Below are 25,623 nucleotides of genomic sequence, written 5' to 3' on the forward strand. Positions count from 1 at the left end.
TATGATTAAAAAAAGTATATATGTTTTTGCACTGAGTACGTTGTTTTTTGCTTGTGGTTCAGAAGAGAACAGCTCAAATGCCACAAACAAAGAAACATCTACCACAAATAAAGAGTCTCAAAGTGAGTCGTTGATGAAGGATCCAAGTGTTGCTCCTAATGTTTTAATTTCTGGAGTTTTGAATAACGGACCAAACGCAACTTTAGTTTTAGAAGCAAATACAGATCGTGGTACAATCATGATTAGTAAAACAACAACAGATGAGGCAGGTAACTTTACTTTAAAAGGAGCAATTGAAGCGATGGGGCTTTATCAGTTGCGGGTCGATGGTAATGTTCCAGAGGGACAGGAAGCTAAAATTATCCCACTTACACTTGTTCCTGAAGATGAGCTAAAGTTGACACTTGATTTTGATGATTTTAACAGATCTGTTGTTTACAAAGGAACTGAATGGGCAGAACCGCTAAATGGTTATATGGATAAAATGAAAGACTTCATTGATTGGCAAATGTCTATTGAGAATCCACAGCAATATAGTGAAGACCAAATTGTAAAGATGGTTAATAAAGAAAAGGCGCCAATGGATCGCTATATAATCGAAGAAATTAGGAAAGACCCTGATAATCCGGCGCATATTTTACTAATGACGAATTTAATGCCCATGATGGGATTTGATCATTACGATACTAAAAATATTGAAGTCCTAAAAATCCTTCATGCAGCTTATGAGGAAAGTTATCCTAATCATCCAATGACAGCAAATATTGGTAGTCAGGTTGCACAATTAGAAAAGGGCTTAAAGGATTATAAAGATTTTAAGGAGAATAATATCGCACCTGAAATTGCAAAGAAAAATCCATCAGGAGAAGTGATGAAGCTTTCTTCTTTAAGAGGAAAATACGTTTTAATTGACTTTTGGGCATCTTGGTGTGGACCTTGCCGTGTAGAAAATCCAAATGTGGTCCGTTTATACAAAAAGTATGGAGGTGAGGATTTTGAAATCTTTAGTGTTTCTTTGGATAAAGACGGCGATAAATGGAAACAAGCGATAAAAGATGATAATTTAATGTGGGATTACCATGTTAGTGATCTTCAAGGTTGGAACACTGATGTTACTAAATCATACCAGTTTAGTGGAATTCCACATACTGTTTTAATTGATCCAGAAGGAAAAATTATTGCTGAAAAACTAAGAGGACCATCTTTGGAAAAGAAATTGCAAGAACTATTTGAAAAATAAATATTACAATATGAGATTTAGATTCATTTTACTTACATTTTTATTACTCACAGGAAACACTTTTGCGCAAGACAAAATAGACTTTGTTCTAAAGGGACAGATATTTAATACCGAAAGTGATACTATGCGTTTGTTAAAAAACGATGGTCAGCAAAATTCAATTGTGTCAACTATTCAGCTTGATGAAAAAGGATTTTTTGAAAAAGAAATTACAGTTCCCGTAAAAGACTATTACATTTTAAGTTTAGAGGATAATCAAAGTGTAAATGTTATTGTTGAGAATAGTGATACAATAAAAATCTATGGAGATGGTAAAAATCTATTTTTTCATACCAATATTATAAACTCTCCCTCGAGTACAGCAATGCTTGAGTTTTTAAGGGTAAGTGCGCAATATAAACAAGCACTTGATTCAGCGAACCGTTATTTACAAGCGAATCAAGATAAGAAAAAGGAAATACAACAACAGTTTCAAACCACTTATCAGAACTTTCTCTCACAGCGTAAATTGTTTATTCGCAACCATCCAAATTCCCCAGCGTTGGCAGCTGCTGTTTCTTCTGTAAATATTGAACAAGAATTCTCAACTTATGAGTCAATTGTTAAATCCTTACAAGAAAATTTTAGTGAAAGTCCAACTGTTCAACGCCTCTATAAAGAATACCTATCAAATAAAGCAAAAATGGAAGCTAAGATGCCCATTGCTCCAGGAGAGAAAGCAAAAGAAATAGCATTGCCAAATCCTGAAGGAGATACGGTTCGATTATCAGATTATAAAGGAAAAGTTGTGTTACTTGATTTTTGGGCAGCTTGGTGTGGACCCTGTCGTAGAGAAAATCCCAATGTTGTAAAGCTGTATAAGCAATACCATGATCAAGGATTTGAGGTGTTTTCAGTGTCTCTAGATCGTACAAAAGATAAATGGGTTCAAGCAATAGAGCAAGATGGATTAATTTGGGAGGCACATGTCTCAGATTTAAAGTTTTGGCAATCTCCAGCAGCTAAAGCTTATAAAGTTTCGTCTATTCCTTTTACTGTACTTATTGATCGAGAAGGAAATGTCATTCAAACGAATTTAAGAGGAGCAGCATTAGAAAATAAGTTAAAATCGATTTTTGATTAATACAACGTTTTAATGTCTTCTGCGAAAAGAAAAATTTATTTTGCATCAGATTTTCATCTGGGCGTTCCCAATTTCCAAGAAAGCTTAGAAAGGGAACGTCTAATTGTACAATGGTTAGATGAGATAAAAAATGAAGCTGCAGCTATTTATCTAGTCGGCGATATTTTTGATTTTTGGTTTGAGTATAAAAATGCTATACCTAAAGGATTTGTTCGTCTTCAAGGAAAAATTGCAGAATTAACAGATGCAGGGATTCCTATTCATTTTTTTACAGGAAATCATGATATGTGGATGTTTGGTTATCATGAAGAAGAATTAGGAATTAAAATTCATCGCAAGCCTATTGTTGTTGAAGCTCAGGGTAAAAAGATTTATATTGGCCATGGTGATGGATTAGGTCCCGGAGATCATGGATATAAATTTATAAAAAAAGTATTTTCTAATCGTTTTTTTCAATGGTGCTTTGCGCGTTTACATCCAAATTTTGGAATTGGAATAGCTAATTATTTTTCACGTTCAAGCCGAGCAGCCACTGGTAATGAAGATGATAAACATCTAGGTGAGGAAAACGAATGGCTAGCTATTTACGCCAAGGAAATGCTAAAGGAATCACATTACGATTACTTTATTTTTGGGCATAGACACTTACCGCTTAAAATTCATGTTGGTAAAGAAAGCACATATTACAACCTTGGGGATTGGCTAAAATACTTTACGTATGGTGAACTAGAAGCCGGAGAAATGAAATTAAAAGTCTATCCATCCAACCAATTATATCCTTTCGACGTTTAAGCTTTACGTACATTTTTTTAATTAAAGATAAACTTAATGGCGTTAATTTATTTACCTTCAAGGTAAACAAAACGTTTTATTATTATATTTATGCTTCGAATTCATTTTTAAAAACACGCACACATGAAACTAACTAGAATCACATTATTAGTATCTTTTACATTTTTAGGATATTTTACATTTTCTCAATCTCAGGGAGTTGCCTATACAGCTGTAGGTAAAGGAGTAGCAACAACATTTTTAACAGACTATCATTCACTAGGTATAAATTCATCTGCTTTAGGTTGGGGGAATGGTTTTGAAGATAAAAATGTAACACTAGGAACCACTGAGTTTTCTGCAGGTATTTCTAGCCCAACTTTGGATAAAACACGATTGCAAAATGCATTTGATGGTATCAAAAACCAAATATCTGGAAATGGTGGAGGATTTGATATGCAACAGCAAAAAAATGCAGCAGGAGATTATGCAGAGGCTGGAATTGGTATAAATGCAAGCTTTAACTGGTTTGGTGGTGCATATCAGTCTGAAAAATTTGGTGGAATTGCTGTTTCTATAAATGAGCATTATGATTGGTATTCTCAATTAAATCAGCAAACAACCGATTTACTTTTTAGAGGTAGATTGAGTGGTGTTTTTGACTCTTTGACTGTAGCCATGAATGGCGATACAACAACCATAGCAAATAGAAATAATATTTCAAATGACACTTTACAAGCTGTGATTAGAGGAGATATCAATAATCCCTTATTGGTAAGTGATCTAACACGTGGTTCCCGAATTAAATTTTTATGGAATAGACATTTCAATATTGGTTACGGACGAAAAATATTTGGAGATAGAGAACAATTTGCGTTATATGGTGGAATAGGAGCTCGATTTATTCAATCCGTAGCTATGTTTGATATGGAATCTAACAATCAAGGTTTGTCTGTTAATGCAGCTGTTTCTCCTTTCTTTAATATCAATTTTGATGGTAATCAGAACAATTCTAATTCAGGTTTTATGCCTGAAACAGTTGGTAAGGGGTATGGATTGGACTTTTCTGCGAGTGTAATTTTATTGGATAAAATAAAACTAGCAGCTGCTGTTAATAATGTCGGATCAGTTACATACAAGCGAGATGTGTATTCAGTTGTAGATACCTTATTAGGTTCTTATTCACTGCCTGGTCTTGACAATGCTGCTACTCCCGAAGCAATGAATGAATTAGCAGATGAAGGTGGTATATTGCGTTTTGAAGGAAAAGAGGAAATTGTAATTTCAAATCCGGCCAACTTTAGACTAGGAGGTAGTATTGCATTTTTCGAAAATAAATTAAATGTTGGTTTTGATGTGGTAGCGCCTTTTGATAAAAATAGTCCAGGAAGTTTACAAAATGCAGTTGTTTCTTTTGGTGGTGATATTCGCCCTGTCAAATGGTTACAAATTAGCGCAGGTTATTTTGGAGGAGGAGTGTATGAACACAATATTCCTGTTGGGGTTAACTTTATTCTAAAAGAAGGTGCTTTCGAATTTGGAATTTCTTCTCGTGATGCACTGTCTTTCTTTTTAAAGGATGCCAATAGCTTATCTGCCGCATTTGGAGTTGCAAGAATACGGTTCTAAACTTTACAAATACTAAAATGGAAGTTGTTAAAGTAAGAAGACGGGTAAATTTATTAAATTATTGAATAATATAATTATAATTAAAATTTTCTGATTTCTATTCCTTTTTTTATTCGAACCATTCGGTTGATAATCATTCGAATATCCCTGTCTTCTGGATATCTGTCAATGACTTCCTTCCATTTTTCGATATCACCATCATTGTAGTTTTTAGGTAAATATCCATAGCCAATAAATGTTCCTCTTTCAATCATTAAAATTGCCAATTCATTTTTATTTCTTCCCCGATCTACTATGAAAAAATTATCCATGTCAAAATTAATTTTGTCAATTAATCTTTTAACGCGCTGGTTGTAATCGACTGCTAACTCCTTTCCTATACATGCACCTTTACATTCTTTTGTGTGGTACTGAAAACATGCAGACTGCGTAGGGTAAAGGCCTGTTAACTTTTTACACAATTGATACTTTTCTACAACACGTTCCATGAATGAAACACCTTCTTTTCTATTAGAGAAAGTGGTTAATGGTGCATCGTTTCGTTTTTTTACAAAATCTAGATGTAAATTGATGTAACCTGCACCGTCTTCAAAAGCAAACAATCCATAAGGATATTTGTCTTTACGTAACTGCCGATTGAAATGTGGTTTGTATTTCTTTATTAAATTGGATTCATGAATCAATGCAATTGTCTCTGAACCTGTTAGGTCATACTCTACGCGCACAATTTCTTTGGACATATTTATGCCTTTTTTAGTTTTTACATTCTTTAAATGTTGTTGAACACGCGTTTTAATATTTCTACTTTTACCAATATAAATAAGGCGGTTATCTTCATTGTAAAACTTATAAACACCAGTTGCCTTGGGAATCTCTTCTATGGTTTGGTAGTCTAGTCCAGGGTGCAGGTGTTTAGGTATTATGTCGGATTGAATAAATTCATTCAATTTATCTTTTTCTTTTTGAAACATAAGATGAAAAAGTTCAACTGTGGCTAATGCATCTCCTCGTGCTCGGTGTCTACCAACGAGTTCTATGCCTAGTTCATCAGTCAATTTACCTAAACTATAGGAGGCGTGACCAGGAATTATTTTTCTGGCAGATTTTACTGTACATAAGTGTTCTGTCCGAAATTCAAATCCAAGGGAGCGGTATTCACTGCGTAAAACATTATAATCAAAACCGACATTGTGTGCTACAAAAATAGCATCACCAATAAATTCTATGATTTGTTTTGCTAATTCGTAAAATTTAGGTGCATTTTCTACCATTTCATCATTGATTCCTGTCAATTGTGAAATGAAATAGGGGATGGGACGCTCAGGATTAACTAACGAAGTAAATTCATCAATAATTTTTTCTCCATCAGTTAAAAAAATTGAAAACTCTGTAATCTTTGAGTCTCGGATACTTCCTCCGGTTGTTTCTAAATCTGTTATTGCGTAAAGCATAGTACAAAAGTAGTGAATTAGAAGAGGAAGTGGACTTTTTTAATGTGTAAAATTCAAGGTTGTATTTTCATTGACTATTTGATTCTCTTCTTCATTGACTATAAATTGCCTCTTGTAAAAATTAGTAGTCAGTTAGTGCTGTATTCAATTGATAACCTTCAATGAGTAACGGTAAACTATCATGTGCGTCATCAAAAAAGGGAAGTTCTCCTGATTTAATTTTTTGATCTAACACATGTTTGGGAAGAAAATGATTAGCGTAATCTATATAGGTTCCTTTCATTAAATGACGGTATTCATGTTGAAAAACTACGGCTGAAAACCCTTCTAATCTACCTTTTTGACGAACTCCTTCTTGGTCAAAACATTCGTATTCAATCCATTCAAAGCTTGCTACATTTCCTCTAGGTTTATCTTGAGCACTTAAACAACCATGCCAAAAGTTTTTCTTTTTTCTGGAAACTTTTGTAATTATAGGATTGATAAAAACTTGCTTTGGAACAGCTCCTAGTATTTTGTATCGTGGATTGTCACTCATGGCTTCAATAATGAAAATTTGTAGACTTTTTCCAATTTGATTTGCAGCAATACCCACGCCTTCATATCTTTGCATGACAGCATACAAACTATCAATAAAAAGAGTGAGAGGTGCTGTATTCAATTCTTCTTTTTTTATTTCTCGTGGCGTTTTGTATAAAGTATTTTTTTCTCGTTTGTCTTTATTGTTTTTAGAAACATGTTGAACAACTTCAAATCCATTTTTAGGAATACTTAAAGTATAGCTTTCATCTGTGGTACAAGCAGATAAAATAACAATGAGAAGCAGAAGATGAATTTTATAGTACATTAATTTTTAAAATATAAAAGATTAGGATATAAATATAAGTAATTATCTAAATGAAATTTCCATCAAATCACATCTATGTTTTAAAACAAAATGATTATCCGTTACTTTTCCAATAACAAGCCGATAAGTACTTAAAACCAAATATAAAAGTATTGAAAACCTCTATTAGATAACTGAACCTAAGATTTTGATACATTTTGTAAAACTACAGTAGTTTTTTATCAAAAAGATTGAATTTTATCTAATATAATTGCTTTTATACCTGTTTTTTAAAATTTCTTATGTATTATAGCAATGAAGAGGATGGAAGCTGACATTGAAATATTACGATTAGAGATAATCAAACACGGTAAAATTGAACTTAGGTCTGATGAGATCTTAACATTTAGACCCGACATAGCTACCTTTAAGGATTACGATTTGCAAGTGTTTAAAGATTTGCTTGAAGTATTCTTGGATGTTACAAAGGGAACCCCACGACCGTATCTATGTGATAATACCTATGTAACCGGAATTGTTGATAAAGAAGCCTTAACATTTATGAATGATCACTTTGATCGATTTGCTACAAAGGCCGCCATGATTACTAAATCACCTATAACACGTGTAATAGTGAATGGGTATAATTCTGTTTTTAAACCAAAAGTAAAGTTTAAGCTCTTTACCTCTGAGGAAAAGGCGGTAAAATGGCTTTTGAAATAAAATGTTGTAAACGTTAAGGCCACCCAACTTAAATTTTTTTAGATTTATTTTTTTCGGTATAATATTTGTAAATCAGAAACTTATTAACTTTAATACAAAATAAAATGAAAAAACTTACTACGAATTTACTCTTAACCATATTCTTTTTTGGAACATTGACAACTTCTATAATTGCTCAGAATGAAACTGCTGGAACATATTATCTTTTTGCAAAGGTTGATGATGTTCTAATTGACTTTAAAAAAGTGGAAACAACATCTGATCGTAAAGTCTTAACAGGTTATAGTGACCGTGCACCATTCCCAAAAGATTTACTTGACACAGTACGAGAAAAAACAAATCAGTTAATTAGTAAAAAGCTTGGAGTTGAAGCAAATATGCTTTACGTCCAAGACAAAAAAGGTAGAGATAGAGTAACGCAAGGAATGAGTATCTTTCCAGGAATGCCTTTAATGAATTTTAAACCTGCAATGAGGGCAGACGATAGAAAGTATTATGTCAAAATATATATGGACATTTCACCTCGTTCTACTTTTAAATCTGACCTTAATAAAAATCGTTCTAAACAAAAACCCAAGGTAGATATACGTGTTACAATTAAAGATCGATATGGAAAAAAGTATTTTAAAAATCGCGAGGTTTTAAAAGATTTTGATGCATTACAATCCGAGACTCGTGTAACTAATCGTGTTAAAATAACCAATTCAGAGGTTTTATCACCAGAAGAAATAGTAGAAATGTATGTTTTAGGACTAGAAGCAGTTTTGTTTGAAAAATAGTATCCTTTTATATGTAACTATAGTTTTATGAATATAACAGAACATGTGACAGAGTTTTTTATTACTTAGTCTGGTGTTTTAACGGTTATTTAGCCCATGGTGAAATTAAGGTGCTGCCTTAAAAGTGATTTCAAATATGTTGTCTTTATTTTTTCTTAAAAAGTGATTTTGGCTTTATGGATGTCTATTATTCTTTTAGTTAATATAAGTCCTAAACCATGACCTGTTTTATTTTTACTATTTTTCCCTCTAAAGAAATGTCTGAAGAGGTATTGTTCTTCCTCTTTTGAAATGGGAGTTCCTGTATTAATAAGTTGAATTATGAGTTGCTTTTGCCGGTCTACTATAAATTTAACTTTTGCTTGATTTATTTCAGAATAGGAGATTGCGTTTGAAAGTAAATTTGTGAAAGCTTGTTTCAATAGTATTGGATTCATTTCTTGTAATAAATACCTCTCTTCCATAGCTGTGGGTTTTTCTATGAACTGTTTTTTGTTTTGGATTAAGTATAATGTCATCAACTATTAAAAATTCATTTTCAGCAGCTATTGAAGTGTTTATTCTCCTTTTTAGAAGAGCATTGATTCTTAGAATTAACTCTTTCATGTAGAAAGGCTTGGTAAGATAGTCATCAGCCCCTATTGAATAACCTTCTATTTTATCTTCTAATTCTCCAAAAGCCGTCAGCATAATTACTGGGGTTTGTGTATTGAAATCACGAAATTGTTCGCAGATTTCTATACCATTAATAAAAGGAAGGTTTATGTCTAAAATGACACAGTCATAATTATTTTTCTTTAACAATTTCATTCCAATTTGACCATCAAATGCGGTTTCCATAGAATAACTCTCTGAAAGTAAAACCTCTTTAATATTGGTGTTTAAATCTGGATCGTCTTCAATTATCAAAATTTTCATAGCACTTCTTTAAGCTCAATCTTGTCAGTGAACCAGCTGACTTGTTTTTTATAAGGATAATTTTCTGTAAATTGGTCAGTTCTAAATATGAGAAATTATGATTTCAAAATACATTCTTTTCGGATTGACATTTATGGCAAGTGTTATTTCCTATGGTCAAACAGTTTATAGTGTTGATTATGAAAGTCGTGCAGATGTCAAAGTTTTTGTGGTTGATTATGAAAGTCGTGCTGATTTGCTTGTTTATAAAGTAGATTATGAAAGTCGTGCCAAAGGTAATGATGGAAAGTGGTTTTTCGTCGATTATGAAAGCCGTGCAGACAAGAAAATTTTCTTTGTAGACTATGAAAGTAGAGCAGATTTAAAGATTTATTTCGTGGATTATGAAAGTCGTGCAGGTTGGAAAAATAAAGCCAAAAAACAACTTCTGTATTAATTTCAATATTGATGACTAAACTTTCTGATTTTGAATAAAATAACTGAACAATCTAGTAATTACGATAGCCTTGAAACTTTATCTATTCAAGAGCAGCTAACAGCAATGAATAAAGAGGATCAATTAGTTCCTCTAGCTGTAGAGAAAATTATTCCACAAATTACAGCTTTTGTTGAAGAAGCCTTAAACCGTATGAAAAAAGGTGGACGCTTGTTTTATCTTGGAGCTGGAACTAGCGGGAGATTGGGGATTTTAGATGCTTCAGAATGTCCGCCTACTTTTGGAGTTGAACAGGGCTTGGTTGTTGGATTGATTGCTGGAGGTGACGCTGCGATTAGAATTGCTGTGGAAAATGCAGAAGATAATCGCGATTTGGGGTGGAAGGAGTTGCAAGATTATAAATTAAATGAAAATGATATTGTTGTAGGAATTGCTGCTTCTGGAACAACTCCTTACGTTTTAGGAGCCCTAGAAAAAGCAAATCTAGCAGGGAATTTAACTGCTGGAATTACTTGTAATCCTGAGAGTCCTTTAAGTCAAGTTGCGCAACATGCTTTAGTGGCTGTGGTTGGTCCAGAATTCGTAACTGGAAGTACACGATTGAAGTCAGGAACTGCTCAGAAATTAATTCTCAATATGATTTCAACTAGTTTAATGATTGGACTGGGACGGGTTCAGGGAAATAAAATGGTTGATATGCAATTGAGTAATGCTAAACTTGTGATTCGTGGAGCAAATATGGTTGCAGAACAATGTGATATTGATTTTGAAAAAGCAAAAGCACTTTTACTGGAGCATGGCTCTGTAAGAAAAGCAGTAATGGCTTATGAAGCTATTCAGAATAGAAACGAATTCTGAGGTGATTGGGTGTAGATTAATCTCCAGTTTGAAAGATTCTTACAACTAGACTAATATTTCTCACAAGTAGGCTGAGGCTCTCGAAGCCTACTTCTTGACTTTCATGAAAATCAGAACAAATATCAATGCTAATCCAAGTACAAGCATTATAAGAATAGAATTGTCAATCCAAGGTAAATAATCTTTACGCACCTTTTTTTTCGGTGGTGCAATATAATCAGCTTCTGTATAGACCTTTTTCTCAGATTTTTCAATGTGATCATCATCTATTCTGTACCTGTTCTTTATGATTTTTCCAAATTTAGTCCTAAAACTTAATGAGATATAATTACGACGAGACATTTCATTTAGGGTTTCGTTGTATTTTTTAGCAACTATAGGGTCATTCTTAAAATAGTGCCGCGAAGCAGAATAATAGAATAATGCATTGCTTATGTAAAGATACTCTCGTTGAAAATCTCCCATTTCTTCCATGGCTTGCGATAAAATATAGTCTTTACTGTCATGCAAGGTTGTAAATTGGCGAAAAGCAGAATCTATAGCAAATGCAATTTGAACGATTTTGTTTTTATGAGGGGAAGCATTACGTTTTAATTTACCTAATTCAGGATTTTTTAAAATTGGAAATATTATTGTTGAATCGGGTATATATAGTTTGTTTTGTTGCTTTATATATGCCTTATTTAAAGCCAAAAAAGCATCTTTTACACTAAAATAGGATGAAGTATCTTCCCGTAAAGTTTTCTGATTGTATGTTAATAATGCTTCATATCTACCAGACTTTTGCAGAGCCGTACGGTATAAAGATTGGGCGTGTTTATTGGTAATTGTATCCGTGTTTAATCGCGAAAATATAGCCAAAGAACGTTCAAATTTTTCAAGATAAACATTTTCATAAGCAAAGTAGAGACTATCTTGAGGAGTCCATAAATCAATTGGGTTTTCCAAAATCTGAAGAATTCTGTTATGAATAAACTCTGGTGGGGCAGGTTGTCTTTCATACTTTAATACCTCAAATAGGTATGTGTTCTCATGTTTTGGTGGAGACTTGAACTTTTCTTCTTGACTTGTAGATATAAAGCAAAGTCCTATGAAAAGTAAAAATAAGTTTTTTTTATTTATTATTTGATTCATTCTAAACCTCCTTTAAGTAATGCAAATTGTAATATATTTATCCCCATCTTGAGTGCTTTTTCATGATTTTCTTGCGTGTTATTATGCACTGTTATGTCTTCCCAGCCATCGCCTAAATCAGTTTCGTATGTGTATAGCAAAGCCAATCTACCTTCTATTAAAATTCCAAATGCTTGTGGTCGCTCTCCATCATGTTCATGAATTTTTGGCAATCCGTTGAATGTAAACTTCTGTTTAAAAATAGCATGATCATAGGGTAATTCAACCATGTCTAAGTTAGGAAATAATTTTTCAATTTCTGGTCTGATAAATTCATCCATTCCGTAGTTATCATCGACATGAAGAAAACCTCCGCCAATTAAGTAATTCCTCAAATTCTCTCTTTCAGAATTCGAAAAAACTACGTTACCATGCCCTGTCATATGCACAAAGGGGTACGTAAAAATTAAAGGCGAACCTACTTCGACATAAGGAACTTCTTCATCTATACCTGCTTTAAACTCTTGATTAGCAAATTTCACAAGATTGGGTACAGAAGTAGGATTGGCATAATAATCTCCGCCGCCATTATATTTAAGAACAGCCAATTGATAATTGCCTTGTCCGAAAGCAATAGTCATCAGGCAAATAAATAAACTACTCAATATTAACTTCATATTTTTAATGTTTGGCTTTAAAAAATTCCTCAAAATAGAGTTTGACATTCATGCACGCATAAACTCCAGCAGTTTCTGTGCGTAAACGCGTTTTACCCAAAGTTACGGCTTGATATCCATTTTCGAGTGCTTTTTTAACTTCATTTAAACTAAAATCTCCTTCTGGACCAATTAAAATAGGAGTGTTTTTTGATTGCCAACGATTTGCATTTTTTTGTAGCTCTAACTGAATACTCGTGTTTTTGTCTTCTTCTTCATAGCAATGTGCAATTAACCCAATGGGATGCTTGTCCAAAAAATCATCTATAGAAGTAAGCTGATTTAATTTCGGTAAAAAGAGTCGCTTAGATTGTTTCATTGCTGATACAAGAATCTTTTGAAGTCGTTCTGGTTTTATCTTTTTTCGTTCTGAATTGGAACATAAAATGGGTGTGATTTCATGAATTCCCAGTTCAGTTGCTTTCTCCAAAAACCATTCTAATCTGTCATTGTTTTTAGTGGGTGCAATGGCAATATGAATGTGATGTTTGTCAGGTTTTTCTTCTATTAAATTAACTTTCCTGACTTCAACTGCTTTGGGTTGATCATCTGTGATTTCTCCTGTAAATACAACCCCTTTGCCGTTCACCAATTCCATTTGATGACCGATTCTCATGCGCAATACTTTAGCAGCATGTTTGGATTCATCCACAGGGAGTGTAATGATTTCCTGATCTAAATTTCCGATGTCAACAAAAAACCTTCTCATTAATGCATCAATTGATATATCAGTTCACGTAAAAGATCGGCGTCAGAACCTGGTCCACGGTCAATTCCTTTACTTTTTAAATCGTATTCTTGAAGTATAGCTATGTTTTTGGCAATCTTTTTTGGACTATAAATGCGTTTGGCTTGCATCACTTCTTTAGCGGCTGGAAAACTCATTCTTAATGCCGACATTAAACCATTTACATCCTTGGCATTAGAAAAATGAGCTTTCATTAATCGTTCATGGAATCCAAAAAGTAAAGGGATGAGTTGTGTAATATGAGCAGCTTTAGGATTTTGTTCGAAATAGTTAATGATTTTATTGGCTTTTAGTACATCCCGTGATGCAAGTGCATTATTCAACTCAAAAGCATTATAATCTTTGGAAATTCCAATGTTTTCTTCAATGTGAACTTCGCTGATTTGCGTTCCTTTTTCAAGAACTAACATTAGCTTTTCAAGTTCTTTGGCTATTTTACCTAAATCTGCTCCTAAAAACTCTACTAATAACATAGTTGCTTTGCTATTAATAGTGTATCCTTTCTCTTTTAAATAATTGATAATCCAGCCATCAACTTGATTTTCATATAGCTTTTTACTTTCATAAATCTCACCGTTTTTCTTAATGGATTTAAAGAATTTTTTTCTAGAATCAGCTTTTTTATGCTTGTGGGCAAGAATCAAAACTGTTGTTGGTGAAGGATTGTCAAAATATGACTCCATAACTCCCCAATTACGCACATCTTGGGCTTCTTTTACTATAACCAACTGACGTTCTGCCATCATAGGAAATTGCTTAACTTGTTCTTGTAGCTGTCCCATATCTACATCTTTACCATAGAGCACTGTCAAGTTAAAATCTTTTTCGTTTTCTTCTAAGATATATTTCGTGGCAGCTTCAACAATTTCGTCTATGTAAAAAGATTCTGTTCCGTGCAATAAATACAAGGGTTTAGGCGACTTTTTCTTAAACTGTTTTATAATTTCGTTCACACTGATAAAAATTCAATTATTAGCCAATTTTGTTAGCAGGATTAAAGTAACATAAATTTTTCAAGTTTACGTTGGTTTTTGATGCAAAAATTATGTTTTTAGATTTATGCATACGGATTTTGCACTTTGTTGACTTCGGTAAATAGTTTATTGAAGGAAAAAAACGATAATTACGCCAACGAAAATGTCTATAAAACTTGTGATGTCGTAGCCACTATCGTCCGATTAAAAAGGTTTTACTGCATAAACAAGATTTTCGCTTTATCTCTTATACTTTTTTACTCAGTCTTATTATCTTTTCAAGGTCTTCATGCGATGCGCTGAACTTGTTGGAGTGAGCTCACTGCGCTTCGGTTATTTTTTCAAAGAAATGCAATTCCATCCCAAACGCCACGAAAAGACTTTTCCTAAAATCTAAGCCCCTAAAACCGCAACACAATCTATATTATAAAGAATGGCTAAAGGTTGAAGAATAATCGAAAAGTTTATATCAGACGCCAGTGATTCAGAACTCATCATTCATCATTTAAAAAACCACTCGAGTCAACCCAGTTCATCATCCATCACTCAGCCTTCATAATTAAGACCACCTGAGTCAACCCACTGCCTCATTAAATCCTACTCACCGAAAAACCACCCGAGGCAACCCAATTCATCATTCATAACTCATCCTTCATGATTAAGACCACCTGAGTCAACCCAATTCCTCATTCAATCCTACTCACCGAAAAACCACCTGAGTCAACCCAATTCATCATTCATAACTCATCCTTCATAATTAAAACCACCTGAATCAACCCAATTCATCATTCATAACTCATCCTTCATAATTAAAATCACCCCAATTTATAAATCTCCATAATCTCATCTAAGATTTTTTCAAAATCGATCTCTAAGTCGATGAGTTTACCTGAATGAATATCGAAAACCCAGCCATGAACGGCGATGTTTCTCTTTTTGTTGGCTTTTTGAACTGCTGCGGTTTTAATTACGTTAATGCATTGTTCTTGCACGTTGAGTTCTACCAAACGCTTGTATCTTTCTTCTTCGTTTTCGATGGCGTTTAATTCTTTGTCATGCAAACGGTAAACGTCGCGGATGTTTCTCAACCATGGATTTAAGATGCCTAAATCTGACGATTCCATTGCGGCTTTTACACCACCACAGTAGTAATGTCCGCAAACCACAATCATTTCCACTTCTAAGTGAGAAACTGCATAATCGATAACCGACATTGAACTCAAATCTGTGTTGGGCACCATGTTGGCTATGTTTCTGTGCACAAAGGCATCGCCAGGCGCAACACCCATCAATTCTTCCGCTGTAACACGACTGTCTGAACATCCGATGTAAAGCACATCAGGCTTTTGACCTTGTGAAAGGTTTTCAAAATAATTAGGGTCTAGATTTAACTTTTTTGTTACCCAAGCTCTGTTATTCTCGAAAATTTCTGAAATGTCCATTTGTCTGTTTTTTTTAATTTATAAGTTTTTAGTCCTTTATCGACAGTAGTTTGGCTCCGAAAAACGAAGCTAATAATACGAGATACATCATAAAAGAACGGTTTTCAAAAGTAAATTAATCTCATTAAAAATCAACGATTTTGCGAAGTTTTTTGCTGCGTCTATACAAGATTTACATAGTTAAATACTAATTATCATTTTTTATTGTGTTTTGTTAATTCCTCTCACTAAAATGTAAATATATACGCTAATTAGCGAAGAGAAAAAGCACCAAACAGATAATACATGGTGTTCATAGAAATATAAAGTGATTGCATACGAAGTAGCAATAAAAACTCCTAGAAGCCACATTCGTTTAACTTTTGAAAGGAAAAGCGATAGAATTGTTGCTGCACCATAAAGTATTGCTCCATATTTGTAAATCATTTCAGGGTAATTATTGGTGTAAGCGATATGGTGATCCGAAATGTTTGCCTCCATTTCAAAAGCGATAAGAAAATAGGCAAGTGTGATACTTACCAATATACCTATACCAGCAACAATCTTTTGAATCATTTTCCGTTCATTTTTTTATCCAACATCAATACTCCGAATGGAACAATAAACGGCCAGATTACTTGAGCGAAAAATATGAAAATATAAGTGGCTATGCGCTGAGTATATATCATTTCAGGATGGGGGAGTGTAAGCCAAAGAATACCTTCAGAGATTTGCTGTACTCCAAAAACCAATGGTATACTTGCAAACCAAAGCTGTGATTTTTGGGTGGTCTTTTTTATTGTAGCCGCTCCAATTACTGTTAAGGCGCCGCCGGCTATAAAACTTGCTTCTGCTGAAAAACACATATATAGGTTTGTTTAGTAATGTTATCTAATTATCCTGTATATAAACAGGTGCAAACTTCCATTTATGAAAGTCTATTCTCAAATTTAAAGTTTTTCAGTTGGTACTGAAATTAATTATACATTTTTATCAGCTATAAATTTTAATATTTACAAAAAAACTTGTTATTGATTAGCAATATAATTTAAGTCAATCGTCCACCGAAAAAAGTAAAGGCCTAGCTTGGTAATCTTATAATCAATTTTGGTTTGCTTCAAACATATTAAGTTTACCGTTTGGAATTCAAGGATTTCTCAAGTTTATCAATTTCTTTTTTGACATGACTTAATTCCGTAAAGTATAGACTTCCATCTTTTTTTACAATGTAAATTTGATCTGCTATTTGAAGAAAGTTAACTACTTTTCCTTGATCTAAAATAGGATAAAAACTTTTGTTGTAATAAACTTTTAAGCCTTCACCATACCAATATAAGCTCTCAGGTCTATCGCATTTTACAAGCCGAATGTTCTGATTTATCCTTGATTTTAATGTTGAAATTGAGAAATCGCCAGAAATAAATGTGAATTGATCTACTGATTTAGCATCTTCATAATTGAGAGAATGATGATATGTGGGTGTAGTTGAGAACAATACATTATTGAAGTTAGCCGACTCGACATGTTGATCGAAAAACTTCATAAATCCAGGAAAGCTGCTAGATAAAACCAATAAAGTATCTGCATTTCCCCCAATAGCAAAATCTTTAAGATAGTTGTAATATGGAATGGAATTTAGTGATCTTAAACTGTCGTTTTTAAATTGCAATAAAGAAGGTCCAGCCGTCAGGAATAGACTTGTTTCCGTAGCTGTCATCTGATCAATCTTGGGTAAATACTGCATGGAATTATACTTAATCTGTTTTGAAAAGGCTTGCACAGTTTCATGGTCAATGACTACAAAATTAGCGCTCGTTTTATTATTGACTTTCGAGAAATCACCCAAAACATAAAGCTGATTCTTAAATACTTGAATGGAAGATATATTTCCATTGAAAAATGCGATACTTTCCCACTTTCTATTGGCTAATTTTAAAATTTGATGTGGATTTTCATCCAAAGGCAAGAAAGCATTAATATACATTTCGTGTTCTGTGAAAACGATTTCTAAAACTTCACCTTGAATTTTGTTTCCAATGCTTTCCCATGCTTGAGTTTTCGGCGTATAATTTTTGATTTGATGTTCAATGGATACCATGTTTTGACTAAAAACACCATACAGTGATTGGTCTTTTCCATTCTTAAAGATGTTTTTTAGATGACCGCTTTGAGTGGTGATTTCCTTCCATTGTATTGGACTTTTCTTTACTTTAATTTCTGTGGGTGGACCATAAGTCGGTTGAATTAAAGCCAATTCAAACAACGAAAGTCCACTTTTTTGCTGCCACGGAATAAGTTCATCGTGCTGAATATCGCCTAAATAAGACAGAAGTTGATCAGCAGCAATTTCTTGTGCTGCATTCTTAAATCCGCTTTCTTTGAGTAAAAATCCTACAGCACAATAAGTTTGATTTTCGTCAATAAAAATCGGTACACGATAAGGTTTTAGATTATTGATGGGGAAAATTCCGTTATCAGCATATTGCTTTAGCACTTCAATATGTGCCAAACGATTGTCAATTTGTTTTTGATTCAAATGACCTAAATCCCGTTGCTTCAAGTATTCTATGACATTAAACAAGTGCAGTTGAATCAATTCTTTTTCTGAATTTGGCTGAAAAGTGTAGGATATTTCCTTCGCCAAATCTGTCCAGTTCTTATTGACTTCCATCAAAATCTTGTGCGTGGTTTTGATGTTGGGAGTTGAAGCTTTAGCCATTAGATTAAAGCAAATCATGAGAACCAAAACCAAACAATTTTTAGTGCTGAATTTTACCATCTTTGTCATATTTTCTAATGTTGTAGTTTTTGCCTAGCGTTTCATGCATTCTTAATTCTCCAGAATCATAGAAGGTGGTGCGTTCAATTAATTTTTCTTTGTTAATTCCATTTGAGGAATGATAAACCTTGCGCATGATGAGTTTTCCATTGTCCAAATAAAAATTGTAGGTTATCCTATATTGATTTCCCCCATTCTGTTGTAGAAGCTCAGATTTTATTTGACCATTTTCTAAGTAAGAAACATTTTTCTGAATCTTGTTTGCGTTGTTAATAATCAGTTCTGATTTCAACTCACCAATGGGAAACCATTCGTATTTCTCTCGCAAATTATATGAAAAGTAAGCCAATTTAACCATTGCGTTTTCTGCAAAATACTCCCAATATCCGTACTTATTTTGATGTTCTTCTGAAGTTAAAGGAGTATTGCATTCGGAATTAATATCGCTAAGTTCACCTTGAATTAATCGCATTCCTTGAGCAAATTTACCTTGTTGAATTGAATCAAATTCTTGAACGTAATACAAAGGGAAATCTTCGCTTAATTTGTAATAAACGGCTTTTTTTTCGCCATTTGAAAATCGAAATGTTTGATGTGCTTTGAGATTGATTTTTACTTCATCCCCTTTTTTGACTTCGAAATTTGGGACAGTATCAATGATCGAATAACTTTCCAATTTTTTAAGTTCAAATTCCCCTTTCTTAAAATCGATAACAACTTGAGCATTATTTTTAAAGTGGGAGATATCCAAAATCATTTTTTTAGGTGCTTGATTTAGATTTCCCTCACTCGAACTAATAATGACTTGGTATTTTTCCTTTACTCTTAATGTTAGCGCTGCCGATTGCCATTTGTGGTTGGATACGGGAACTAAATCAGATGTGTCGTTCGTAATAACTTCAACTTCAAAAAGCCGATAATAAGTTCCCGATTCAAAGACTTTTTTAATCTCCCCAATTTGAGTGGTTTCGTAGCGATTAGATTTTATCAATGGAATAGAAATGCCATTTGATTTCAATTGAAAGTGCAGCTGATGTTCATTCTTTTGTCCGGAAGCAAAAGGAGAAGAAAAGACAAAACTCAGTAAGGAAAATAATTGAATAATTCGTTTCATACTGCAAGGTACAGTTTAGAAAGAAATCGGTTCAAAATCAATTACGAATTGTTTAATTACAAATTGATTACGAATTGATTTATTGTAACAATTGAGTAGCTTGTTTTGTCTAATAGTAAAGTTCAAATTATACATTCCAAATCCATTGCTCCAGAACCCGATTCAATACAATTTGCCTGATCCTACGATTCAATTCTTTCTGCATTTTTACATATTCCGAATATTCCTCCATTGAGAATTGGCCAATTATCATTCCCAAAACTTCTCTTTTAAATGCTTGATTTTTCTCAAAAAGCGAAGTCAAGCTTTGTTCTTTTTTAGCATCAGGTAATTGATCTAGTTTAATTTTAGAAGATTTTAATTGCTGACTCAAGTGGGCAAATAATAAATCACTTTGCATTTTGATAATCGGACGAATGACTTCGTTTTGGAATTGTTCAGCAGCGGAAACCACATTTTCGTTGATTTCCGCTGGTAGAATTGGACGCTCTTTTTTGCTTTTCATTGCGTCATTAATTATTTAAAAATGAGCCCAAAACTTCATCAAAGAAAGTTGTCCCTGTTGTGCGCTCTGTTTTCTTGAGTTGTTTGTATTCAACTAATCCGTGCAACATCAACTCTTTGAGGAACAAGCGTTCTTGAATGTCTGTAGTATTGATAAATTTCTTTAAAGCTTCCTCTAAAGGCTTTACAGAATCTAATTGTTTAGCATATTCTTCATCCTTCATATTTGGCGACAATTCAAAGTCTTGATCGCGCAAGAACCAATCTACAATAGCATCAAATTCATCGGTTACATCTTGTTTCTTGAGTTTTTTAATGGGTCTAAAAAGGGCATCAAACTGAGATTTTACCGCTGCTCCAATAAGTAAATGCGCTACATTTTCTGGTCCTAATTGTTCGCCTTCATAAACCAATTCTACTTTTCCTGTTATGGCAGGAACAATTGCAGAAAAGTCAGACATACGCACCGCAGTTCTTTCGCTACCGGATTCCAACATGCGCAATTCAGCTGCAGCAATTAAGTTTTCATACATAGTAATGCTCATTCTGGCGGAAACTCCACTGTTGGTATCTATATATTCTGAATTTCTCGCTTCAAACACAATTTGTTCCAACAAGTTCTTCGCTGTTTCAGGAACATGAACATTTTCATTTTTGGCTTCTGAAATAATCTCTTGTTGAGTAATGTTTTTAGCGATTTCAATAGACTTTGGGTAATGCGTTAAAATCTGCGAACCAATTCTGTCTTTTAATGGCGTAACGATACTTCCGCGATTGGTGTAATCTTCTGGATTGGCAGTAAAAACAAAGTTTACATCTAAAGGCAAACGCATTTTAAATCCGCGGATTTGAATATCTCCTTCTTGTAAGATATTAAACAAAGCCACTTGAATTCTTGCTTGTAAATCTGGAATTTCGTTGATTACAAAAATACAACGGTTAGCACGTGGAATCATTCCATAGTGAATCACTCTTTCATCGGCGTAATTCAATTTTAACGATGCAGCTTTGATAGGGTCAATATCTCCTATTAAATCAGCTACGGTAACATCTGGAGTGGCTAATTTTTCATAAAACCTGTCATTTCTGTGCAGCCATTCTATCGGTAAATCATCTCCTTTTTCTTCTTTTAATTGAATACCGAAATGGGAGATAGGGCAGAAGGGATCATCATTGATTTCCGAACCTTTTATAGTTGGAATGTATTCGTCCAATAAATCAACCATGGAGCGCGCAATTCTCGTTTTAGCCTGACCACGTAATCCCAATAAGTTGATGTCGTGTTTGGAAAGAATTGCTGACTTTAATTGTGGAATTACTGTGTATTCATAACCTATAATTCCTTCAAAAATTGTTTCTTTTTTTGAATTTTTTCAATCAGATTGGCGCGTAATTCATCTTTTATAGAACGAGAAACATATCCCGCTGTTTTCAATTCTTTGAGGGTCTTAATCTTGTGAATATCAATTTTGTTTTTCATAATTTATCTAATATTTCTTTTTTTGTTTTTCTCGTAATCTTCAAATATCATTTGTCCCAATCCTTTCAATCCTGTGTAGAAAGCTTTTCCTTGATTGGCTGCTGTAAATTCCTCCACGAATTGTTGTAAATATGGATCTTGAGCAATCATAAATGTCGTGATAGGAATATTCAGTTTCCTCGCTTCTTTGGCCTTGTTCATACATTTATCGGTAATGTGTGGATCGAGTCCAAAGCTGTTTTTGTAATACTCACCATTGGGCAGATTCAAACAACTGGGTTTTCCGTCTGTAATCATAAAGATTTGACGATTGGCGTGCTTTTTTCTACGCAATAATCCCAAAGCTAAATCGAGTCCAGCAACAGTATTGGTATGATAAGGTCCAACTTGTAAATAAGGTAAATCTTTGACTTTAATTGGCCAAGCATCATTTCCAAAAACAATAATCTCAATGCTGTCTTTCGGATATCTCGTTTTGATTAATTCTACCAAGGCCATCGCCACTTTTTTGGCTGGCGTAATGCGATCTTCACCGTATAAAATCATACTGTGACTGATGTCTATCATCAAAACGGTGCTCATTTGTGCGGAATGATGTGTGTCATTAACGACTAAATCTTGCTCTGTCAATCGAAAATCGTCTATTCCGTTATTCGTAAAAGCATTTTTTACACTTTCAGTAATGGCAATTTGGTCTATACTGTCTCCAAAAGAATAGGAACGCATTTCTCCAGTTTTGTCTTGTCCAACACCAGTATGTTTCGTTTTGTGATTTCCTTTTCCAGATTTTCTTAGTTCACCAAAAATCTGATCCAAAGCACGCTGACGAACAATTTGTTCCGTTTTCGCGGTAATTACCATTCCTTTTCCGTCAGGTTTGTCCTCATCGTCTCTGATGTAACCATGCTTTTTCAAATCTTCAATAAAATCAGCTTTGGTGTAATCATCGGTGTACAGATTGTACTCTAAATTAAGTTGATCCATCCAATCCAAAGTCTCATCAACATCGCCAGAAGTATGCACAATTAACTCTTGAAATACTTCTAACAATCGTTCGAAAGGAGATTTTTCTTCTTCCTCGTATTTGGTGAAAGTAAATCCTGAATGTTTTCGTATATTTTGATTGTATTCCTCCATTTTGCTTGACTTTTTACTTCATTATGAATTCGCTTTTTAGACAAAATCATAGCTTTAACATAACAACTTTAATTGGATTTAGTTTAAAAAACCTATGCTTAAATTCAAAAGGGGAGTCATTACTTTCTGTAACTGTAGTGAATGCTCAAGGATTAAACGCACAAGAACTAAAGATAAAGTGAAAGAAGAATTAAAAGCAGATTTCAATATTTTAGACGCCAGACATTTGCATACATTTGAAATTCCCTTCGCATTGCCAAAATTGGAATCGCCTAGTAACACAATGCAGTTTGATGTCGACGCTAAAACTATCGAAGCGGGCGATTTTCTATTAAATGGTTCTCAAAACGCAGCTTGTAAAGTGGGGGAGGAGCTTGCTGATTATATTTTAAAAGACGCAAAGTGTTTAAATTAGTTATCTAAATTTAGGTTTCAACGAAACTAGCTCGATTATAATTCCATTCTAGACACTTGGCTTAAAATAATATGTGCATACGCTGTGTTCAGATGGTTAAAAACAGTTAAGAAAATTTTCAGATTATTATTTTTATTTATTTTAGGCTTAAAGAGGTAAGTTAATTTTGATAACTATTTAGAAAACAATGCAATTGATATGCTTTGATTTTTTAGTTATTAGAATTATCGAACTGAAATTTAAAATGATAAATAATCCAAAAGATGGAATTTAAAGTCTACCCAAAACAAAAGTCTCCGCAGTTATTTAAAAGCAAATTTGTTGAGGCACTTACAAAATCAAATATTTACATCATTGATTCAATGTATATTGTAGTAGGAATACTTCTTATTTCAGCCTACTATTTTTACGTAAATCCTAGTATATCTGCCATTCTCGGTTGGTTTTTCACGGGATTCTTTTCATGGACCCTGGCAGAATACTTAATGCACCGATTTTTGTATCATAAAATCAAAGACGCATCCTATGACACAGGTCTACAATATCTTTTCCATGGTATTCATCATAGGTATCCTCATGATGACGATAGAATTGTACTTCCTGTAGTTCCAAGCTTATTTTTAGCGGCTCTGTTTTTAGGTTTATTTTATTTAATCTTCCAAGGAGAAGCACTTGTTTTCGGAGCAGGATTTCTAATTGGCTATCTTATTTATATAACAATTCATTGGATGGTTCATAAATATCCACCTCCAAAAAATAGCGTTTTCTCATGGTGGTGGGATCACCATAATATTCATCATTATCAACAACCAGATAAAGCCTTCGGTGTTTCTACGCCAATTTGGGATATCGTTTTCAGAACTATGCCCAAAAAAGGAAGACGAACAGTGAAAATTCTTGTAGAAAAAGAGGAGAAGGAATAATCTTTAATCATCAAGTATAAAATCCACAGCCAAATCTACATGCAGACCTGTAGTATCAATTAACTTGAAGTCTGTTTCGTCTTGTTTGATCAACATTGGTAGTTCTGTACAACCCAAAATCATTGCATCTGCACCTTTAGCTTGTAAAACTTTCATTTGTTCTAAAAAGTAAGATTTCGCTTCTTTTGAAAAAACACCTTGGGTTAATTCTTTGGAAATATAATGGTGTACTTTGTCAATGTTTTCTTCATCTGGCAGAGTAATTTCGAGCGGATAATTGTCTTTCAGGTAATTTTCAAGAAATTTTTTCTTTACTGTAGGTTTGGTTCCAAATAGTGCAAGATTGTTAAAGTTATTCTTTATTGCATAATCACCAATTGCTTTTCCAATATGTAAAATTGGAACCTCAATCTTGGGTTGAACGAAATCATAGACCATGTGTGGTGTATTGGCACAAATTAAAATTCCCTCAGCACCAATTGAAATTAATTCCTTTGAAATTTTAAGGTATTCGTTCTTGATTTTTTCTGCATCACCAGAACGCATCAAAGCAATGTTAAGACTATGAAGCAGTAGAACAGGATTTTGGTCTTTTCCAATTTCCTCTCCAACTTTCTCATTGATCATTCTGTAATAATCTATTGTCGAATGATATGATGTCCCACCAATTAAACCTAGTTTTTTCATTTGTTTATCTTTTTAATTAACGCTACCGCAAGATTTTATCTTGTGGATTCTTCAAGATTTTAATTTGTGGTTTCTCCAAGATTTTATCTTAAAGTTTCTCGCAAGATTTACCTTATTCTTTTAACCAAGAATTAAAATTACTTCTCAAAAACAATACTCCAAATTCCTCTTACTTCATTGGTTTTATAACCTGTTGCTTGATCCTCAGGATACATTTCTGAGAGCATAGCTAAAGTTGCAGGTTTTACTTCTTCATTTTTTGTTCCGTGACATTGTAAACACATTTCATTGGTGATAATCGGGTAGTAGAAATGAACTTTATTTTCTTTTATTTCTACATGGGGTTGTATTTCCTTTCCTGATTTCCCTTCAGCAATCTGTGTTTTGTAAAACTCAATTTCTTCCAATTCTTTAGCATTGGCAGCGTTATTCTGATTTCGAGGTTTGTCACTTACTCTTGAAATCGTTGCATTGTGTTCGCGACTCATACTATCTGTTAATGGAATCGCTTGTACATTACAAAATGACAAAGCATGCTCAGTTCCCCCCGATGAAATTGCACCCATTAAATTTTTACCTAGCGTAGCTTTTGTGGTAGTGGCATATTTGAATCCAAGGTCTTCATACTTCTTAATTTCTTCTTTTTGCACTTCTTGCTTTACTTTTGCTAAAGAGTCTGCAGTATTATTTTTTTGTGATTCTTCATCATTGATTTGATTCTCTGAACATGCAGCAAATAGAAATGGAATAAATAACAATGTCAGTTTTTTCATCTTAAAGGGTTTTAGTTTTTTCAAATATAAATGTAATGATTTAGAACAAATGAAACAAAAGTCACATGGAATAACAAGGTTTTAA

The 25,623-nt window shown here is 33.5% G+C and carries 27 protein-coding genes and 1 pseudogene; 10 read left to right on the plus strand and 18 right to left on the minus strand.

What is annotated here, in order from left to right; genetic code table 11:
- Window position 1 precedes the first annotated feature (1 nt).
- The 4 genes from CW751_RS13220 to CW751_RS13235 all read left to right on the plus strand — a co-directional run bounded on the left by CW751_RS13220 (window position 2) and on the right by CW751_RS13235 (window position 4,763).
- Window positions 2-1,240: a peroxiredoxin family protein gene (locus CW751_RS13220; RefSeq protein WP_205677836.1), complete on the plus strand. Its 1,239-nt coding sequence runs from the start codon at window positions 2-4 to the stop codon at window positions 1,238-1,240.
- Between the two features lie 10 nt (window positions 1,241-1,250).
- The gene (locus CW751_RS13225; RefSeq protein WP_165779308.1) at window positions 1,251-2,363 is read left to right on the plus strand and encodes an AhpC/TSA family protein; all 1,113 of its coding nucleotides are present in this window, start codon (window positions 1,251-1,253) and stop codon (window positions 2,361-2,363) included.
- 12 nt (window positions 2,364-2,375) lie between these two features.
- Window positions 2,376-3,155 carry a UDP-2,3-diacylglucosamine diphosphatase gene (locus tag CW751_RS13230; RefSeq protein WP_101335503.1) on the plus strand — a complete coding sequence of 260 codons (780 nt, stop codon included), beginning with the start codon at window positions 2,376-2,378 and terminating at the stop codon, window positions 3,153-3,155.
- A 123-nt stretch (window positions 3,156-3,278) separates the two neighbouring features.
- Window positions 3,279-4,763 (plus strand): DUF5723 family protein, encoded by a 1,485-nt coding sequence (locus CW751_RS13235; RefSeq protein ID WP_101335504.1) that lies wholly within the window; start codon window positions 3,279-3,281, stop codon window positions 4,761-4,763.
- 80 nt (window positions 4,764-4,843) lie between these two features.
- Here the strand turns inward: CW751_RS13235 and CW751_RS13240 are convergent, their stop codons facing one another.
- Together CW751_RS13240 and CW751_RS13245 are read right to left on the minus strand one after the other, a co-directional pair.
- Window positions 4,844-6,214, minus strand: coding sequence for an exonuclease domain-containing protein (locus CW751_RS13240; protein WP_101335505.1), 1,371 nt, complete (start codon window positions 6,212-6,214; stop codon window positions 4,844-4,846).
- Window positions 6,215-6,335: 121 nt separating this feature from the next.
- Window positions 6,336-7,061, minus strand: coding sequence for a peptide deformylase (locus CW751_RS13245; RefSeq protein WP_101335506.1), 726 nt, complete (start codon window positions 7,059-7,061; stop codon window positions 6,336-6,338).
- Between the two features lie 303 nt (window positions 7,062-7,364).
- On the opposite strand from CW751_RS13245, the gene CW751_RS13250 reads away from it, so the two are divergent.
- Both CW751_RS13250 and CW751_RS13255 read left to right on the plus strand, forming a co-directional pair.
- Window positions 7,365-7,763, plus strand: a complete 399-nt coding sequence (locus CW751_RS13250) for a DUF7793 family protein (RefSeq protein WP_101335507.1) — start codon at window positions 7,365-7,367, stop codon at window positions 7,761-7,763.
- A gap of 104 nt (window positions 7,764-7,867) precedes the next feature.
- Window positions 7,868-8,542: a hypothetical protein gene (locus CW751_RS13255; RefSeq protein WP_101335508.1), complete on the plus strand. Its 675-nt coding sequence runs from the start codon at window positions 7,868-7,870 to the stop codon at window positions 8,540-8,542.
- A 155-nt stretch (window positions 8,543-8,697) separates the two neighbouring features.
- Here the strand turns inward: CW751_RS13255 and CW751_RS16030 are convergent, their stop codons facing one another.
- Complete coding sequence (locus CW751_RS16030; RefSeq protein ID WP_394335965.1) at window positions 8,698-9,006, minus strand: sensor histidine kinase; 309 nt, start codon at window positions 9,004-9,006, stop codon at window positions 8,698-8,700.
- A complete protein-coding gene (locus tag CW751_RS13265) occupies window positions 8,915-9,460 on the minus strand; it encodes a response regulator transcription factor (RefSeq protein WP_101335510.1) in 546 nt (181 codons plus the stop codon). The genes CW751_RS16030 and CW751_RS13265 overlap by 92 nt, the downstream gene beginning before the upstream one ends.
- A gap of 97 nt (window positions 9,461-9,557) precedes the next feature.
- Here CW751_RS13265 and CW751_RS13270 point away from each other — a divergent pair, with 97 nt between their 5' ends.
- Together CW751_RS13270 and murQ are read left to right on the plus strand one after the other, a co-directional pair.
- The gene (locus tag CW751_RS13270) at window positions 9,558-9,896 is read left to right on the plus strand and encodes a DUF6150 family protein (RefSeq protein WP_101335511.1); all 339 of its coding nucleotides are present in this window, start codon (window positions 9,558-9,560) and stop codon (window positions 9,894-9,896) included.
- Window positions 9,897-9,920: 24 nt separating this feature from the next.
- A complete protein-coding gene (gene murQ, locus CW751_RS13275) occupies window positions 9,921-10,754 on the plus strand; it encodes an N-acetylmuramic acid 6-phosphate etherase (protein WP_101335512.1) in 834 nt (277 codons plus the stop codon).
- Between the two features lie 87 nt (window positions 10,755-10,841).
- Here murQ and CW751_RS13280 read toward each other — a convergent pair whose 3' ends face one another.
- From CW751_RS13280 to CW751_RS13335, 12 genes and pseudogenes are all read right to left on the minus strand, one after another.
- Window positions 10,842-11,888 (minus strand): hypothetical protein, encoded by a 1,047-nt coding sequence (locus CW751_RS13280; RefSeq protein WP_101335513.1) that lies wholly within the window; start codon window positions 11,886-11,888, stop codon window positions 10,842-10,844.
- Complete coding sequence (locus CW751_RS13285; protein WP_101335540.1) at window positions 11,885-12,544, minus strand: DUF4159 domain-containing protein; 660 nt, start codon at window positions 12,542-12,544, stop codon at window positions 11,885-11,887. The genes CW751_RS13280 and CW751_RS13285 overlap by 4 nt, the downstream gene beginning before the upstream one ends.
- A gap of 4 nt (window positions 12,545-12,548) precedes the next feature.
- Window positions 12,549-13,292: an RsmE family RNA methyltransferase gene (locus CW751_RS13290; protein WP_101335514.1), complete on the minus strand. Its 744-nt coding sequence runs from the start codon at window positions 13,290-13,292 to the stop codon at window positions 12,549-12,551.
- Complete coding sequence (gene holA / locus CW751_RS13295) at window positions 13,292-14,284, minus strand: DNA polymerase III subunit delta (protein WP_165779310.1); 993 nt, start codon at window positions 14,282-14,284, stop codon at window positions 13,292-13,294. Before holA ends, CW751_RS13290 begins: the two co-directional genes overlap by 1 nt.
- Before the next feature lie 836 nt (window positions 14,285-15,120).
- Entirely contained in the window at window positions 15,121-15,747 is a 627-nt protein-coding gene (locus tag CW751_RS13300) for a carbonic anhydrase (RefSeq protein ID WP_101335516.1), read from the minus strand.
- Window positions 15,748-15,948: 201 nt separating this feature from the next.
- Window positions 15,949-16,302, minus strand: coding sequence for a DUF6629 family protein (locus CW751_RS13305; RefSeq protein WP_101335517.1), 354 nt, complete (start codon window positions 16,300-16,302; stop codon window positions 15,949-15,951).
- A complete protein-coding gene (locus CW751_RS13310; RefSeq protein ID WP_101335518.1) occupies window positions 16,299-16,592 on the minus strand; it encodes a DUF6629 family protein in 294 nt (97 codons plus the stop codon). Before CW751_RS13310 ends, CW751_RS13305 begins: the two co-directional genes overlap by 4 nt.
- A gap of 266 nt (window positions 16,593-16,858) precedes the next feature.
- Window positions 16,859-18,445: a hypothetical protein gene (locus CW751_RS13315; RefSeq protein ID WP_101335519.1), complete on the minus strand. Its 1,587-nt coding sequence runs from the start codon at window positions 18,443-18,445 to the stop codon at window positions 16,859-16,861.
- 40 nt (window positions 18,446-18,485) lie between these two features.
- Window positions 18,486-19,619: a hypothetical protein gene (locus CW751_RS13320; protein WP_101335520.1), complete on the minus strand. Its 1,134-nt coding sequence runs from the start codon at window positions 19,617-19,619 to the stop codon at window positions 18,486-18,488.
- Window positions 19,620-19,746: 127 nt separating this feature from the next.
- A complete protein-coding gene (locus CW751_RS13325) occupies window positions 19,747-20,124 on the minus strand; it encodes a glyoxalase (RefSeq protein WP_101335521.1) in 378 nt (125 codons plus the stop codon).
- Between the two features lie 7 nt (window positions 20,125-20,131).
- Window positions 20,132-21,591, minus strand: a pseudogene (locus CW751_RS13330) (AAA family ATPase).
- Window positions 21,592-21,606: 15 nt separating this feature from the next.
- Window positions 21,607-22,740 (minus strand): vWA domain-containing protein, encoded by a 1,134-nt coding sequence (locus CW751_RS13335; RefSeq protein ID WP_101335522.1) that lies wholly within the window; start codon window positions 22,738-22,740, stop codon window positions 21,607-21,609.
- 178 nt (window positions 22,741-22,918) lie between these two features.
- On the opposite strand from CW751_RS13335, the gene CW751_RS13340 reads away from it, so the two are divergent.
- Together CW751_RS13340 and CW751_RS13345 are read left to right on the plus strand one after the other, a co-directional pair.
- The gene (locus tag CW751_RS13340; RefSeq protein ID WP_101335523.1) at window positions 22,919-23,155 is read left to right on the plus strand and encodes a hypothetical protein; all 237 of its coding nucleotides are present in this window, start codon (window positions 22,919-22,921) and stop codon (window positions 23,153-23,155) included.
- A gap of 263 nt (window positions 23,156-23,418) precedes the next feature.
- Entirely contained in the window at window positions 23,419-24,078 is a 660-nt protein-coding gene (locus tag CW751_RS13345) for a sterol desaturase family protein (protein ID WP_101335524.1), read from the plus strand.
- Window positions 24,079-24,081: 3 nt separating this feature from the next.
- On the opposite strand, the gene CW751_RS13350 is transcribed toward CW751_RS13345, so the two are convergent.
- Both CW751_RS13350 and CW751_RS13355 read right to left on the minus strand, forming a co-directional pair.
- Window positions 24,082-24,765 carry an aspartate/glutamate racemase family protein gene (locus tag CW751_RS13350; protein ID WP_101335525.1) on the minus strand — a complete coding sequence of 228 codons (684 nt, stop codon included), beginning with the start codon at window positions 24,763-24,765 and terminating at the stop codon, window positions 24,082-24,084.
- Between the two features lie 137 nt (window positions 24,766-24,902).
- Window positions 24,903-25,538 carry a Tll0287-like domain-containing protein gene (locus tag CW751_RS13355; protein WP_101335526.1) on the minus strand — a complete coding sequence of 212 codons (636 nt, stop codon included), beginning with the start codon at window positions 25,536-25,538 and terminating at the stop codon, window positions 24,903-24,905.
- Between the last annotated feature and the right edge of the window lie 85 nt (window positions 25,539-25,623).

This window comes from Brumimicrobium salinarum (assembly GCF_002844555.1).
Lineage (GTDB): Bacteria > Bacteroidota > Bacteroidia > Flavobacteriales_D > Crocinitomicaceae > Brumimicrobium > Brumimicrobium salinarum.

Coding starts and splice junctions, on each gene's coding strand:
- CW751_RS13250 (WP_101335507.1), top strand. CDS start 7,365: ATGGAAGCTGACATTGAAATATTACGATTAGAGATAATCAAACACGGT.
- CW751_RS13255 (WP_101335508.1), top strand. CDS start 7,868: ATGAAAAAACTTACTACGAATTTACTCTTAACCATATTCTTTTTTGGA.
- CW751_RS13285 (WP_101335540.1), bottom strand. CDS start 12,544: ATGAAGTTAATATTGAGTAGTTTATTTATTTGCCTGATGACTATTGCT.
- CW751_RS13280 (WP_101335513.1), bottom strand. CDS start 11,888: ATGAATCAAATAATAAATAAAAAAAACTTATTTTTACTTTTCATAGGA.
- CW751_RS13225 (WP_165779308.1), top strand. CDS start 1,251: ATGAGATTTAGATTCATTTTACTTACATTTTTATTACTCACAGGAAAC.
- CW751_RS13265 (WP_101335510.1), bottom strand. CDS start 9,460: ATGAAAATTTTGATAATTGAAGACGATCCAGATTTAAACACCAATATT.
- CW751_RS13220 (WP_205677836.1), top strand. CDS start 2: ATGATTAAAAAAAGTATATATGTTTTTGCACTGAGTACGTTGTTTTTT.
- CW751_RS13290 (WP_101335514.1), bottom strand. CDS start 13,292: ATGAGAAGGTTTTTTGTTGACATCGGAAATTTAGATCAGGAAATCATT.
- CW751_RS13310 (WP_101335518.1), bottom strand. CDS start 16,592: ATGTGTTTTTCAGCAGAAGCAAGTTTTATAGCCGGCGGCGCCTTAACA.
- CW751_RS13355 (WP_101335526.1), bottom strand. CDS start 25,538: ATGAAAAAACTGACATTGTTATTTATTCCATTTCTATTTGCTGCATGT.
- CW751_RS13320 (WP_101335520.1), bottom strand. CDS start 19,619: ATGAAACGAATTATTCAATTATTTTCCTTACTGAGTTTTGTCTTTTCT.
- CW751_RS13335 (WP_101335522.1), bottom strand. CDS start 22,740: ATGGAGGAATACAATCAAAATATACGAAAACATTCAGGATTTACTTTC.
- CW751_RS13270 (WP_101335511.1), top strand. CDS start 9,558: ATGATTTCAAAATACATTCTTTTCGGATTGACATTTATGGCAAGTGTT.
- CW751_RS13315 (WP_101335519.1), bottom strand. CDS start 18,445: ATGGCTAAAGCTTCAACTCCCAACATCAAAACCACGCACAAGATTTTG.
- CW751_RS13235 (WP_101335504.1), top strand. CDS start 3,279: ATGAAACTAACTAGAATCACATTATTAGTATCTTTTACATTTTTAGGA.
- CW751_RS13230 (WP_101335503.1), top strand. CDS start 2,376: ATGTCTTCTGCGAAAAGAAAAATTTATTTTGCATCAGATTTTCATCTG.
- CW751_RS13345 (WP_101335524.1), top strand. CDS start 23,419: ATGGAATTTAAAGTCTACCCAAAACAAAAGTCTCCGCAGTTATTTAAA.
- CW751_RS16030 (WP_394335965.1), bottom strand. CDS start 9,006: ATGGAAGAGAGGTATTTATTACAAGAAATGAATCCAATACTATTGAAA.
- CW751_RS13325 (WP_101335521.1), bottom strand. CDS start 20,124: ATGAAAAGCAAAAAAGAGCGTCCAATTCTACCAGCGGAAATCAACGAA.
- CW751_RS13240 (WP_101335505.1), bottom strand. CDS start 6,214: ATGCTTTACGCAATAACAGATTTAGAAACAACCGGAGGAAGTATCCGA.
- CW751_RS13305 (WP_101335517.1), bottom strand. CDS start 16,302: ATGATTCAAAAGATTGTTGCTGGTATAGGTATATTGGTAAGTATCACA.
- CW751_RS13245 (WP_101335506.1), bottom strand. CDS start 7,061: ATGTACTATAAAATTCATCTTCTGCTTCTCATTGTTATTTTATCTGCT.
- CW751_RS13300 (WP_101335516.1), bottom strand. CDS start 15,747: ATGGACATTTCAGAAATTTTCGAGAATAACAGAGCTTGGGTAACAAAA.
- CW751_RS13350 (WP_101335525.1), bottom strand. CDS start 24,765: ATGAAAAAACTAGGTTTAATTGGTGGGACATCATATCATTCGACAATA.